Origin of the sequence: Flagellimonas lutimaris, from assembly GCF_051494225.1 — a bacterium.
GTDB lineage: Bacteria > Bacteroidota > Bacteroidia > Flavobacteriales > Flavobacteriaceae > Flagellimonas > Flagellimonas lutimaris_A.
The window spans coordinates 65,910-80,874 of sequence record NZ_JBNPYE010000008.1; the positions used below are offsets into that span (position 1 = coordinate 65,910).

9 protein-coding genes are annotated in these 14,965 nt (G+C 41.0%); 2 read left to right on the forward strand and 7 right to left on the reverse strand.

The genetic code is table 11. From position 1 onward, the window contains the following. Window position 1 precedes the first annotated feature (1 nt). Window positions 2-1,663, reverse strand: a complete 1,662-nt coding sequence (locus ACQQ5U_RS14630; protein ID WP_437398623.1) for a SusD/RagB family nutrient-binding outer membrane lipoprotein — start codon at window positions 1,661-1,663, stop codon at window positions 2-4. A 27-nt stretch (window positions 1,664-1,690) separates the two neighbouring features. Then, window positions 1,691-4,942, reverse strand: a complete 3,252-nt coding sequence (locus ACQQ5U_RS14635; RefSeq protein WP_437398624.1) for a SusC/RagA family TonB-linked outer membrane protein — start codon at window positions 4,940-4,942, stop codon at window positions 1,691-1,693. Between the two features lie 376 nt (window positions 4,943-5,318). On the opposite strand from ACQQ5U_RS14635, the gene ACQQ5U_RS14640 reads away from it, so the two are divergent. Together ACQQ5U_RS14640 and ACQQ5U_RS14645 are read left to right on the forward strand one after the other, a co-directional pair. Further along, on the forward strand, window positions 5,319-6,095 hold the full coding sequence (locus tag ACQQ5U_RS14640; RefSeq protein ID WP_437398626.1) for a LytR/AlgR family response regulator transcription factor: 777 nt from the start codon (window positions 5,319-5,321) through the stop codon (window positions 6,093-6,095). Window positions 6,096-6,097: 2 nt separating this feature from the next. Continuing rightward, the gene (locus ACQQ5U_RS14645) at window positions 6,098-7,228 is read left to right on the forward strand and encodes a sensor histidine kinase (protein WP_437398628.1); all 1,131 of its coding nucleotides are present in this window, start codon (window positions 6,098-6,100) and stop codon (window positions 7,226-7,228) included. A gap of 269 nt (window positions 7,229-7,497) precedes the next feature. On the opposite strand, the gene ACQQ5U_RS14650 is transcribed toward ACQQ5U_RS14645, so the two are convergent. Genes ACQQ5U_RS14650 through ACQQ5U_RS14670 form a run of 5 tightly spaced genes read right to left on the reverse strand, consistent with a single transcriptional unit; the run spans window position 7,498 to window position 14,964 of the window. Next, window positions 7,498-9,126, reverse strand: a complete 1,629-nt coding sequence (locus tag ACQQ5U_RS14650; RefSeq protein WP_437398630.1) for a sulfatase family protein — start codon at window positions 9,124-9,126, stop codon at window positions 7,498-7,500. Between the two features lie 11 nt (window positions 9,127-9,137). Then, window positions 9,138-11,405, reverse strand: a complete 2,268-nt coding sequence (bglX, locus tag ACQQ5U_RS14655) for a beta-glucosidase BglX (RefSeq protein ID WP_437398632.1) — start codon at window positions 11,403-11,405, stop codon at window positions 9,138-9,140. Window positions 11,406-11,431: 26 nt separating this feature from the next. Next, window positions 11,432-12,226, reverse strand: coding sequence for a prolyl oligopeptidase family serine peptidase (locus tag ACQQ5U_RS14660; protein ID WP_437398634.1), 795 nt, complete (start codon window positions 12,224-12,226; stop codon window positions 11,432-11,434). 1 nt (window position 12,227) lies between these two features. Beyond that, a complete protein-coding gene (locus ACQQ5U_RS14665; protein WP_437398636.1) occupies window positions 12,228-13,604 on the reverse strand; it encodes a glucoamylase family protein in 1,377 nt (458 codons plus the stop codon). Between the two features lies 1 nt (window position 13,605). Then, window positions 13,606-14,964, reverse strand: a complete 1,359-nt coding sequence (locus ACQQ5U_RS14670) for a glucoamylase family protein (RefSeq protein ID WP_437398638.1) — start codon at window positions 14,962-14,964, stop codon at window positions 13,606-13,608. Window position 14,965 lies beyond the last annotated feature (1 nt).

Consider the following 14,965-nt stretch of genomic DNA (forward strand, 5'->3'; position numbering starts at 1 on the left):
ATTATTTTATGAATCCTGCTGGGTTGTTGTCCCAAAATACTTGTACACTTTGGTCTACCTTTTGACCCACGTTGGAATTCTGACTCACAAAAGTTTGTGGATAGAAAAATGACCGTATAAAATCGCCGGGGGCAGAAATCTTAGTGGATTGTAAGTTGGAGGGTTTACCGGTTCTCCTATAAGTATTGTAGGCCTCAATACCATTTCCGAACAAAGCCAAAAAGTATTCCTTGACAATCACATCCAATCTTTCATCGTCTGAGGACGCTCCATCATACATGGAAAGAACTATATCAACATAGTTGTCAATTGCCGCAGTTGATGGCACAAAAGCTTCATCAACATTTTCTGGGCTAAAGTTCATTACCTTACTAATGGACTTTCTGATACCGCTTTCCAGATAGGTTCTGGCATTTCCCGATGTACCCATGGTCAAAGCTGATTCAGCTAGCATAAAATCCACATAGGATGACAACATCAAAGGCAATATTCCCGAACCTTTGGTACTTATATTTCTTCCGGTAATGGAAATGAAGGAATCGTTATCGAACAAACCACCAACAGGATAAAGTCCATAAGTTGTTCTTTTTCCGTTATCCGGGGGAATACCATCACCATCTCCGTGTACCCTGCCCCAAAATCCTTCATCCGAAAAATTGCACCAAATATCACTGGGCACATAATGTATGGGCCTGTTCTGGGTAATACAGCTTTGCTCGTTGACATCTGTGGTATTTGTTGCGGACTGTCTATATATGTAATACCTCCATCTAGGATCTTCTACATTTTTCCTTTTCACAAGGTCGTACATATAAGAAGTGGACATATATTCTCCTGTACCAGCATCAAAATTCGCGGAAAATTCAGGATGTCTGCTGTCCGGGTTCGAATCTGTTGCGGAATATTGAAAAACAAAATCCTCATCAGCAGAAGAAATAATATCACCCTGAGCAATCAAAGCATCTATTTTGGCCTTTACGGAACTATCTACCAATCTACTTTGAACATACATTTTCAGTTTAAGTGTATTGGCCAATTTTATCCATTTGGATTTATCCCCACCATAATAGATATCATTGGTAGGCTTTGAGGTCTCGGTCTTACCAAATTCCATTATGGCCTCGTTTAAAAGACTTTCCAAAGCGACATAAATATCGGCTCCTGAATCCACATTCGGATTTGGGAACTCAACACCTTGAGTAGCTTCGGAATAGGGAACATCGCCAAAAAAATCTACCATGTCCATCATCATATAGGCCTCTAAAACCTTGGCCATTCCTACGTGCATGTACAACCCCTGTTCTTCTGCAAGAGGTATCATCGTTCTAATGTCCGGCAATGCAGATGAATATACCGCCCGCCATTGTGGATCAAACGCTGTTCCGCCATATGCCGATCTATAATCCGGTCCGAACATATGAGTAATTCTGGTAATCTCCATCCCAGCTTCAGATAGCCCAAATGGGGTCAATGGGTCTCCTTGGACCAACCTTGATACATCATACTGAATACTATTCATGAAGAAATCAATATCTGATTGATCTGCGTTCAATGCATTGGGGTCGTTTAAAATCTCCAGTTCCGTACTTTCGCAAGATCCAAGGACCACAGTTAATATGACCAGTAACCCCTTGAGATAGTTATTTATATATTTTTTGTTCATAATATTTTGTTTAAAATTTAGACAAGGTTAAAAGGTCGCTTTTACAGTCAACCCATATCTACGCGAGCTAGGCCCTGATATAAAATCAATTCCCTGACCATTACCCACACCCGTACTCAGGTTGTTCGTATCGAATCTTACATTATCTGGAAAATTGAAAGCCTTATACCACATATTGGATCCTGAAACAGTGAATGACAGGGTTCCAAAAGGTGTTTTTTCAAGAAATTTTTTGGGAAACGCATATCCGAAGCTAACTTCGTTCAACCTTAGGGTAGTACCATCATAAACCAAGAACTCATCTGCTCCAAAACCTAAGTTGTTGAAGTATATTCTTGTTGTGGTTGTCTGAATGTCATTTACTGTACCATCTTGCTTCACTCCCGGCAACACATAGGACCTTTCGCGATTCAAAGGCCTATCGGCATCTACAACACCTCTGCCGACCAATGATCCCGTTGTCTGTGAAAAAATATCACCTCCATGACGGTACTGCCAGTTCATATTAAAGGAAAAGCCTCTATAAGTGATCAGGTTGTTCAATGAAGTAGTGAAATCCGGATTGGGATCACCTACAATATCATTCAATCCTGTATTTAGAATATAATCACCTGAACTATTTACTGTCCGCTCCCCATTCGTGCGCAGTACAGCATTTCCCATTAATACGCCATAGGGTTGCCCCTCTACCGCATAATTGGCAACTGTGCCTCCGATTCTACCTGTTAATGGTATTCTGGTCACTCCTTCCGGAAGTTTTGTTACAGTACTTTCATCCGCAAAAAAGTTTCCAGATACATTCCAATTCAACCCCTCTGAATCTCGTAGCACATTAACATCCAAGTCAATTTCAATACCCTGGGATTCCAACTCCCCCGCATTGATCCTGGTTACGGTATAGCCGGATGACGGATCTAAGTTTTGATCGGTTATTAAATCTTTCGACTTTCTCTTATATACACTAACATTAAGACCTAACCTGTTGTTAAAGAATTTACTATCCATCCCTAGCTCGAACTCTGAAACTGTTTCAGGCTTAAGGTTAGGGTTGCCCAGACGATCATTCACCCCATTTCCGGAAAGTACATTCCCTGAATTGTCCACAAGGAGTCTAGAAGTTAAGGCCAAAGTGTTTCGTGTACCATAGGCCAATGGAAAACCTGCAGAGGTCCCATAGCCCAAGCGCAATTTCAAATAGTTAAGACCACCATTTGAAGTAATGCTTTCAAAAGCAGATGTAGGTATAAAGGACAGACTTCCTCCTGGATAAAAAATTGATTGGTTTTCTTTTTCCAATGTTGAACTCCAATCATTACGGACAGCTCCATTCAGATAGAGGAAATCCTTATACCCTAAAGTGACATCGGAATATGCCCCCAAGGTATTCACCTCGGAAATAGATCCAAGATTTGTTCCGCTAAAAAAGCTACCTACGGTAGAGTGGTTTATAAAATTATAATGCTGTAAAACTCCAAAAGCTAGCTGTCCTGTACTCTCCACACCTTCTTGATTATAAAGGTCGCGACGCATATTCCCTCCTAAAACAACTTTTAAATTTAGGTCTTCGGTCAAATCTTTATCGGCGCTAAAAGTAAAGTTGTGGTCCCAAATGGTGTTTTTGGCAAAAATTGTACGATATATACCGGTCCTGTCCCCATCAACACCACCTTTGTTCTGGCCATAGGTATTAAACTCCGTATAGGTGTCAATACCCAATCTATAAGCAATCCCCAACCAATCATTTAATTGATAGTTCAATCCAATATTTCCGAAGACCCTATCCGTTACTTGAGTGGTCTTGGAATTTGCAACTGTCCATCTTGGATTTTGTATATCGTTACTTGATCTATAATAAACACTGCGCCCGTCGGAAGCCTGAAATGGCAGACCATACAGGTCAACACTTCTGGGTGTATACAAAACATCTCCAAAAACGGAACTACCGCTACTTACCACACCGCTACCCGTAGAAGCTGCAACCGGTGGGGTGCTATAATCACTTTTTGTGAAATTCAGGGAGCCATTTACCGTAAAACCATTGCTCAAAGTAGCATTACCGCCAACACCAAAAGTATTTCTAATCAAACCATTGCCAGGAGTAAAACCCTTATCGTTTAAATGTCCATAGTTAAGATTAAAACTTCCTTTTTCTCCTCCTCCCCTAATGTTCACTGAGGTTGTTGCCACGCCTCCAGTTCTGAAGAAATCATCAACACTGTTGTATGGTTTGTAGGGATATGGGGAATTTGCCAAATCCTCATACCCAGCAATCAAGGTTTGATCGTTCAATTGAGTCAAAGGGCTCATTAACAAAGCTGTACCATCGGCTCCCCTTCCAATAAAGAGACCATTGGAAGTTTCTAAAATTTGATTACTCAACACATTTGGGTCAAATGCCGCCCCGTGATTACTAAAAAAGTATCCGAAATTTTGGTGGAATCCGCCACCATACTCGTTTTGATATTTTGGCAAAATAGCCTCTGAAAAGAAATAGGACTGAGACAGGGAAACCTCCAGCTTTTTATTGGCATTCATTCTGCTGCCCCCCTTGGTAGTTATCAAAATTACACCGTTCCTACCTCGTTCACCATATAGTACAGATGCACTCAATCCTTTTAAAACATTGACCGACTCAATACTATTGGGGTCAATATCCAAAAACCTACTTGATTCAGTTTGGTTATCAAAAAACGTATTCTGTTGGTTTGAACCACCATCAAAAGGAACACCGTTTACAATAAACAAGGGCTGATTGCTCCCGGTCAACGAACTATATCCCCTTATGATGATATTGGTGCCCGATCCAGAAATCCCATTGGTGGCCGTAATGTTTATCCCTGCTGCTTTACCTCTTAATACTCGGCCCAAATCTCCATCTGGATTATCTTCGATTTCCTCATTCTTAATCTTACTAACGGAATATCCCAAAGAGCGTTGTTCCCTCTTGATTCCTTGTGCGGTAACTACCACTTCCTCCAATTCATTACTGGATTCTTGCATCGTTATATTGATTTGGTCGGAGGGGCCAACAACAACCTCTTGGGTCGCCATCCCCAAATAGCTAAACTGGAGAACATCTCCAGTATCCGCACTTAAAGTGTAAACTCCATTAAAATCTGTTTGTACACCAATAGCAGTGCCTTTGATTATAACATTCACACCTGGTAATGGTCCGGTATTATCCTCAACTTTACCGGAAATAGTTCTCTCTTGGGCATGCGTCAAAAACGTGACAAATACACCAAGAAAGAAAAGCAAATAGCTAATCTTACATTTCATAAATTCTAAGATTTTAGAGTTAGTTATGAGGCGAATGTAGTATGGATTGGAAGTCCTCCATTTACTATTGAACCCAAGCCATCATAAATTGATTTGAGCAACCATATTTGACGGCGATTCGCCAAAATAGACATTATAAAAAACTTCATAAATGGGCAAAATGCCCCCTAGAATCAAGGAAATAGGACATTCTGTGACACTTCAATAACATTTAAACAAAATCCAATGTTTTTTTTTGAATGATGTGAATTGCCCTGTTTTTGATTTGTATTATCGTTATCTTGATTTGATACGTTTTATTATCGATTTAAATGAAATCTTTTATTTCCCTTGGTTTGGATATAAGATGTAAATTTCCAGTACAATAGAAAATCCAATGCAAATAGCGACATTAATAATAGATGATGAGCCTTTGGCAAGACAACGGTTGGAGAACTTGGTAACCGATATACCCGAAATCAACTTACTTGCCAGTTGCAAAACAGGAAAAGACGCTATAAAAAAAATTGAAGCACTCGAACCAGACCTGGTTTTTTTGGATATCCAAATGAAAGACATGACAGGGTTCAATGTCCTAGAACAAATTGATGTAAAAAAAACACCCTTGGTCATATTTGTAACCGCATATGATGAATATGCTTTAAAAGCTTTCGATTATTATGCTTTCGATTATCTATTGAAGCCATTCAAGGATGAAAGGTTCTTCCAGTCTGCCCAAAAAGCCATAGACGTTTTAAAACATGATAATCACTCCCTTTTCGAGAAAAAAATAGAAGGTCTACTACAGTTGATGCAAGAACCCAAAAATGAGATCAAAGCCATCTACAAAAACAAATTGCCCATTAAAACAGGTAATAAAATTTATTTTATTGTTACGGATGAAATCAAATATGTTACGGCATCCGGTTACTATGCGGAAATTCATACAAATGAAAAAAAACACCTGCTTCGAGAGTCATTGACCAACCTGATGAACGGCCTCAATCATTCGGATTTTATAAGGATACACCGATCAACAATTATCAATCTAAAATATATCGCAGAATTGATAAGTTCGAATTATGGTGAGGTGGATGTAAAAATGGTAGATGGGGAACTTTTTAGAATCAGTAAGGGATATAAAAAGGAGTTTATTCAAAAAATAGGTATTTAAGAATGAAAAAGTACCTTGACATAAAATTGATCAAAATCCTCTCCCTTTTTTATGCAATTATTGTATTTATCACTTTTATAAAAAGACTTTACTTTGTTTTTAGTCGACCTAGGGATGGTGGGTTCAATTGGTTCGATTTGATCTTCTCTAGAACCATACTGGACTGGATCTTGGTAATGCTATTTATGATCCTGGTGACAATCATTACCAAAAAAATGATTGTTGCAAATACCAAACCTGTCATTATAGTTTTAGTCCACTTGATCCTGTCCTTCGTTATTGATTGGTTTATATTCCTATTTGCCGCCGTTGTACTATATCTGATGGGAAGAACAACAATTGTTAATGGAATCAAGGGTCTATCCTTGGATCACTTCATGTTCAGTATTGATTATTACTTTACTGCTTATTTTGTTATGGCCGGCATCATACACATCTACTATTACTTAGAAAGGGTTAAGAACGTTGAAATGCAAAAGGCGCTTTTATCCAATCAATTGACAATAAGCAAAATGAATACCCTAAAGTCGCAGTTACACCCTCATTTTTTGTTCAACACTTTAAATACCATCTCTTCCCTAATATCATCCAACACCAAGCAGGCCCAAAACACTTTGGCTGATCTAAGTGATTTGCTGAGGGCTATATTGGATTTAAAAACCGACAACTTGATAACTGTTGAGCAAGAAATCAAGTTGTTAAAAAAATACCTCGATATTATTCAAATCCGATTCTCGGATCACCTTACCATAAAAATGGATGTGAAAAGAGAAACTCATGATGCATTAATACCCAGTATGTTGTTACAACCCATTGTTGAAAACACATTTAAGCATGGGTTTTCCTATCACAACACCAATTTGGTACTCCACATTTGTATTTTCAAGAATAAAGAAAGTTTAATTGTTGAAATTATGAATAACGGAAAACCTATCGAAGAGTCATATAACATGAAAAACTCTAGCGGAAAGGGCATATCAAATGTTATTGAGAGACTAAAAACCCTTTTCGGTTCCAACTTTCAATTTAGTTTTAAAAACTTGAAAGAGGAAAAAGGAGTGGTTACCAAAATTGTTACTCCCTTTAAAATTGCAGAATCGATTATTTATGAGCCGCTCAACAGTGATTTATAGTCATATCGCACTTTTTAGCAAAATTGTCAACCACCGCAGCATATACCGCGTTCAGATCAAATACCGACTCCCTTAGTTCATTTCTAAAGTAGCAAGTAACACAAGCCATAATTTAGCCTTATAATCTTTAAGACAACATAGGGTTTGGTAGAACCTTTTTCATTGTTTCAGATTATTTGAATTAGCCAAAAAATGGCCAAGGGTAGTGCCTTGGTCATTTTACGTTATGCATAGTTACTAAATCATACACCTATTTCATGGTGTAACATTTATTGTATCGGTGTTCCTCTAAGTTTTTCAAAGGCCTCGTAAGTTCGGTCCACTTTTTCCTTTGGAGTAGTATCAAATTCCTTATCGGTTACTTTGTAATAGGATTGTAAGCTATCCAATTTTTTGTGCATAAAGGTTACGATATCTTTATATTCTTCATCGTTGATAGCATTGTGCAATTCCTTGGGATCCTTTTTCAAATCGTAAAACTCCCACTCATCGACATCATCGTAAAAATGGATGAGCTTGTATCTATCGGTCCTGACACCATATTGTCTTTTGACCATGTGGAAGGCGGGGAAATCGTAATAATGATAGTAGACGGCATCCTTGAAATCATCCTGTGTACCTTCCAAAAGCCCTTTGAAAGATTCTCCCTGCATATTGGTGGCATATTCCTGTCCTCCTGCTAAATCCAAAAAGGTAGGGGCGAAATCCAGATTTTGTACCAAGGCATCAATATTGGTTCCTGGCTCGATTACCCCTGGTAATTGCATCAGCAAAGGCATTTTCATGGATTCTTCGTACATAAAGCGCTTATCGAACCATCCATGTTCTCCCAAATAAAATCCTTGATCCGAAGTATAGACCACCAAAGTATTCTCGTCCAAACCAGTTTCTTCCAAATAGTCCAAAATTCTACCGATACCTTCATCAACCGATTTTACCGTGGCCAAATATTCATGTAGATACCTCTGCCCTTTCCATTCTGCCAATTCTTTACCATGCAGATCGGCTTCGTAAAAAGCATTGTTCTTTAGAAGATAGGCTTCGTCCCAAATTCTTCGCTGCTCAGGGGTCATACGATCAAAATCCGTGGTCCAGGGGTTATGGGCCAAATCGGTACTCCCGTAACCATCGCTCATTTTTAGGTCATGCCCTTCGTACATATCCTTATAAATCGTCTGTTGTTGCTCGGCAGCAGCGGTTTGATCTTCGAATTCAGGAAAATAGGTGTCGGGCAAAGGAAAGGTAATGGAATCATAGACGTTCAAATGGCGTAAAGCGGGCATCCAGTTTCGGTGGGGCGCCTTATGGTGCACCATCAAGTAAAAAGGTTTTTTGTTGCCGTTCCTTTCTTTTAACCATTCTAAGCTTTTGTCCGTAATCAAATCAGTAGCATAACCCTCGACAACCGTGGTATCCTGCCCTTGGATAAGCTCAGGATTATAGTAATTTCCTTGATCGTTGAGGATATCCCAATAATCAAATCCTGTGGGTTCTCCGTGTAAATGCCACTTACCAACAATAGCTGTTTCATATCCCAGTTTTCTCAAATGTTTCGGTAAAGTTGGCTGGCTGTTATCAAACCGCTCTCCATTCATACGAAAACCGTTAATGTGACTATGCTTTCCCGTTAAAATCACCGCTCTACTGGGTCCACAAATAGAATTGGTGCAAAAATTATTCTGAAAAATGGCTCCATTCTTGGCAATCCGATCAATATTCGGGGTCGGTGCCAACTTCCCCAATTCATGGTTATAAGAACTAATAGCTTGATAGGCATGATCGTCCGACATAATAAAAATGATGTTCGGGGGACCTTGTGCCACTTCTTCTTTTGATTTTACCTGTTGTTTGCATGAAACAAGGAAGAGTAAACCAAGAAGTGTTAATCCTACGCGCATGTCGTTTGATTTTATCTTAGTGTGAATGTTTCTGATAGTTCAGTGTCGGAGTTGGTACCGACAAACACTTCAAATTCCCCAGCTTCGGAAACAAATTCAAGTTGTGCGTTGTAGAATTTCAAATCATGTGGAGACAATGTGATGTTCACCTCCATGCTCTCCCCTTTCTTTAGCATGATTTTTTGGAAACCTTTTAACTGACGTTTTGGAGGTGTAATACTCCTTACCACATCTCTCAGGTACAATTGCACCACTTCTTCACCATCATAATCACCGGTGTTTGAAACAGTTACGGTAGCGGTAATTTCTTCACCTTGGTTGATTTCCTTTTTGCTCAACTTTAAATCGGAATAATCGAAACTGGTATAGCTCAACCCGTAGCCAAACGGCAACAATGGCGCATTGGGCGCATCCAAATAATTAGATCGGAACTTTTGGAACTCACCGCTCTCGGGTGCAGGTCTTCCAGTAACTTTTACGCTATGGTACACAGGAATCTGCCCCACATTCACAGGCCACGTAGCTGTTAATTTCCCTGCTGGATTGTAATCCCCAAAAACTACATCGGCTATGGCATTACCTGCTTCAACACCTGGGTACCACACTTGTAAAATAGACACAGGCATATCAAACTCTTCAGGAATGGTCAATGGTCTACCGCTCATCAACACCAGGGCAACTGGTTTTCCTGTTTCCACCAAGGCCCTAATTAATTTCTTTTGACTTTCTGGAATTGAAATATCCGTTCGGCTGGACGATTCGCCGCTCATTTCCGTAGCTTCTCCAACAACAGCCACTACAACATCCGATGTTTTGGCCAAGTCCACGGCTTCTTTCAACATTGCTTCTGGAGAACGCTCATCAATGACTATTCTTTTTCCCAGCGCATTTACATTCTTGGCAAAATCCGAATCATCAGAAATATTGGCTCCTTTTGCATAGTTAATATTGGCAGTTGATGCTACACTTCTAAAGCCCTCCAAAATGGTTACTGCAAGGTTAAAATCTCCTGTTGGCGCCCAAGTTCCCAACATGTTCTCCCTGCTATCGGCCAATGGACCGATCAAGGCAATCTTTCCTTTCTTTTCCAAAGGCAGTGTGTTATTATGATTTTTCAGCAATACGAAGGAGCGGGTGGCCAATTTGCGCGATAACACTCTATTCTCCCCTGTCAAAATATCTTTTTTAGGACGCTTGGAGTCCAAATACAGGTATGGGTCATCCAAAAGGCCAGAAATGTATTTGGCTTCCAACACACGTCTACAGGCTTTGGTAATATCCTCCTCCGTGACTTTTCCTTCTTCCAGGGACTTCTTCAAAGTGGTCAAAAAGCCTTCACCCACCATATCCATATCCAAACCTGCTTTTAACGCCAGTGCAGAAACCGCTTGAAGGTCTCCCAGTCCGTGAGGAATCATTTCGTTGAGCGAGGTATAATCCGAAACCACGAAACCATCAAATCCCCATTGTGTCCGAAGCACATCGGTTAACAACCATTTGTTTCCCGTTGCCGGCACCCCATCAATATCGTTAAAAGAGCTCATAACGCTAGCTGCCCCCGCATCTATGGCTGCCTTATACGGTTGCATATATTGATTGAACATTTTGATTTTGCTCATATCCACGGTGTGATAGTCACGACCTGCTTCGACTGCGCCATATAGTGCAAAGTGCTTTACACAGGCCAACATGGTATGGGCTGCGGCCAAATCTTTACCCTGATATCCTTTTACCATCGCCTCGGCAATTTTGGAACCTAGATACGGATCCTCACCTGACCCTTCAGCGATACGGCCCCATCGAGGGTCACGGGCAATATCTACCATTGGGGAAAAGTTCCAATTGATTCCATCTGCGGTGGCTTCCCTTGCCGCCATTTGAGCGGCTTGTTTTACCAATTCCATATCCCAACTGGACGATAGGCCCAATGGAATGGGATAGGTTGTCTTGTATCCATGGATTACATCGGAACCAATTAACAAAGGGATACCCAATCGACTTTCCTTTACTGCCAATTCCTGGGCTTTTCGCACCCTATCTGGGCCGGCGACCCCAAAAAGTCCACCTACTTGTCCCGACTTGACTTTGGCCCCTACATTTTCACTCACTACTTCGCCCGTAGCAACTCCGCCGCCTGGTGTCAACAAGTTCAGTTGACCAATTTTTTCCTCAATGGTCATTTTTTCCAGCAGTTGCTCCACTTGGGGTATTCGCTTTTGGGCATTGGCTCCGAAAAAAGCTAATCCCATAAAAGCGATAAGTAATTTTTTATAGTACATGGTCAGGTTGTTTTGACTTTGATATTCTATTCTGATGTTGTTTTCTTCTTGTGGGAAAATAACCATGGTAACAAATCCGGTTCAGCGAAGGCAGGGTCCCAACTATTATGATTGGCGAAATCATACATCGTAAATTTGGGATGCACACCCTCTTTCAACAAAGCCGAAACCATTTCCACTGACTGTAATGGGTGCACAACATTATCCTGCGCGCCATGAAATACCCATAATGGTGTATTTTTTGCGTAAACGGAAACAGATTCAGGTTCCCCTCCCCCACAAATCGGTATTGCTGCAGCAAAGGTGTCCGGTTTTCTGCTTAATAATTCAAAGGTTCCCATGCCTCCCATGGAAAGCCCCAGCAAATAGACTTGATCGTCTTTGGTATACGGTTCTTCAATAGTAGTTTCGAGCAGATCCATTACCATTTCCAAGGGTTTTGTAGGCCCTTGGTTGTATTTAAAATCCAAATTGATTGGATACGAACTTCTATCCACATCCACACTTGCCCAATAACTGTCTCTTGGGCACTGGGGAAATATCACAATTGCCGGGTATCGCTCCTGTAAATAATCGGTAGCAAACAATTTGCCTCCGTTCCACAATTGTTTTTCGTTGTCATTTCCGCGCTCACCAGCTCCATGGAGAAAAAGCACCACGGGATAGTTTCCATCTTCTTTAAAATTCTTGGGGTACATGATGCGATATCGTAAGGTATCGTTTCCATCAATAAGCATTTCAGCTTCATACTTTGATTGCCATTGTGCAGAAACCATGGCACAGGCTAAAAACATTAAGATAAAAGTCAACTGTTTTTTCATTTCAAAATCCTAGTTTGGTCAAACCAGCTTGAACATCTTCGTTACCCATAAACAAGTTCCAAAGCAAACCGGTCCGATAGTTTTCAATCATGATGATCTGCGGTCCTTGATCTATGGCCAAATACGCCTCAGCTACCCAATCGTATTCTGGGCTAAAGGCATCATAAAACCCTGCCGGACCCAACAAATCATCTCTATTCCTATAAAAATAATGCATTGCATCCAAAGACTCCTCTGGTGTATAGGGAATAGAACTTATCGCTGCCGTTGGTGATATTACGCCAGTATCATTACTCGGGCTATGGGCATTGTAACCTATTGTTCCATCGTTGTTTCGAGAATAGCTGGCCGTTAACCCCCAGCAATCTTCACCATAATCTTGAAAACTGTCTGGATTAGCAACACAGTATTCATAATTGATCATGGTATGGTTTACGTTAACGTCCCAATAATCGACATAATCGTCGGATAGGTTACGTGGGTCCAATCCCAAATAGGAATAATGCGCCCAAAATAAAGGACCTCCAAATTGCTCCGATCCATTATGCTTCACCAAAAGCGGATAACCGTATTGGGTATTGGTCGAAACAATACTGCCATCTGAAGCCCAACCACTTGTATATACTTCTTTGGTAATACCATAATCAGGGGAAGCTGCAGCCATGATGTAGGTAATCAGCACTTCGTTATATCCCCTGAGCTGAAAATTAATGTCGAATCCAAAGTTTGGACTCCAATGCCAGTACAGGACATTTTGATTTTGAGTGTACCAATCCCATTCAACACCTTTCCAGAGGTCATCCGCTTGTTGAGCCAGTGTTTGTTCTGAAGCACTTCCATTCTTGAAGTATTCTTTTACACAAATCAATCCTTGGGTCAAAAAAGCAGTTTCTACCAAGTCACCACCATCATCCAAATCGCTAAAAGGAATCACGGTACCTGTTGAACCATTGATCCAATGTGACCAGGCTCCATGGAAACGATCGGCATTTTCCAAGAAATCCAGCAAGGTGTTCAAGCGTTCCACACCTTCTGTCCTTGAAACAAACCCTCTTTCGATTCCTACCAAAATCGCCATGAGTCCAAACCCGGTGCCTCCAGTGGTCACAACTCCTTCACTATTCCCAGGATCATTGGGGTGATACCTTTCTCTCGCCCCGCCTGAACTGGCATCGGCAAAGTTCCAGAAATATTTAAAAGTTTCAGCTTGGGTCAGGTCCATGAGTTCTTCATCGGTAACCTCCGGTTCCTCTTCCTCAATGGGAACCTTATCGCCGGTAGGCAATTCTGAAAGTCCAGTAGGGCCTTTTCCATCATCAGAGCATGAAAGCAAGAAAAATGTAAAAAGCAAAAAACATCCAACTCTATTTTTTAGCATGTTATTCTTGGGTTTTAAATCCTAGCTTTTCCAAACCATTCTTTACATCTGTATTGGCCATGAACAATTTCCACAGTAGACCGCTTCTGTAATTTTCAATCATTACGGGAATAGGGCCTTCATCTATGGCCAAATATCTGGGCAAATACCAGTTGTCCTGTAAACTGAACGCATCGTAAGGACCATATTTGCCAATTAGGCTATCCTGTTCGTTGTACATGTACCTCAAAAACTGTTTGCTCTCCTCTGGAGTATAGGGCATGGAAGACAGTGCTGCGGTAGGGGAGATAACCCCTAAATCCGCTTCTGGGCGATGCCCGGCATATCCCTTGATGGAATAGCTAGAGGTCAAGCCCCAGCAATCTTCGCCATACCCTTCGTAATCCTTTGGATTATCGACACAGTATTTATAATGAATCATGGCGTGGTTACGGTTCAACTTCCAATAATCCCCAAATTGATCTTTAAGACCTTTTGGATTTAATCCCAAATAGGAATAATGTGCCCAAAATAATGGTCCTACGGGCGCATCGCTATGCTCATAGTGATTGAGTTCTGTTTCCAGTCCGTAATAGGTGGTGTCTTGGGAAATTTCACCCTTACCGGCCCAACCTATTTCGTAAACGGACTTATCAATGGAATGTGTTGGCGAAGCTGCAGCCAAAACGTACATAATGAGTGCTTCGTTATAGCCGCCTACTGGAAAATTCATTTCCCATTGGTACTCAGGGCTCCAATGCCAGTACAAGACATCTTCACCATTTTTGGTGTACCAGTCCCATTCTACGCCTTCCCAAAGTTTTTGGATTTTTTCCGCCAGTTGCTGTTCGCGCTCATTTCCATCTTGAAAATAGGCTTGGACGGTCAACAATCCTTGAACCAAAAAAGCAGTTTCCACCAAATCACCACCATTATCTTTGGCACTGAACGGAGTTACTTCACCTGAGGGCAACAACCAATGTGGCCATGCTCCATGAAAACGATCTGCATTCTCCAAAAAATTGACAATGCGTTCGTAGCGCTCCAAGGCTTGCTCACGAGAGATAAACCCTCTTTCCACACCTACTAGAATAGCCATAAGTCCAAACCCAGAGCCTCCAGTGGTTATAATGTCTTTATCGTGGTTGGGATACACCCCATCCAAATGTATACGTTCCCTGGCCAATCCTGACAGAGGTTCTGCTCCTTCCCAAAAATAATTGAAGGTTTGGTACTGCACGGAGTCCAATAGTGCCTCATCGGCAATAGCAAGACTATCCGTATCTATCCCGGTTGATTTTTTGGCCTCTTCTTTAGTTTTTTGGCCATTGCACCCTACAAGTAAAGTGGCAATGGCCAATGGAATTAAAATTAACTTCATA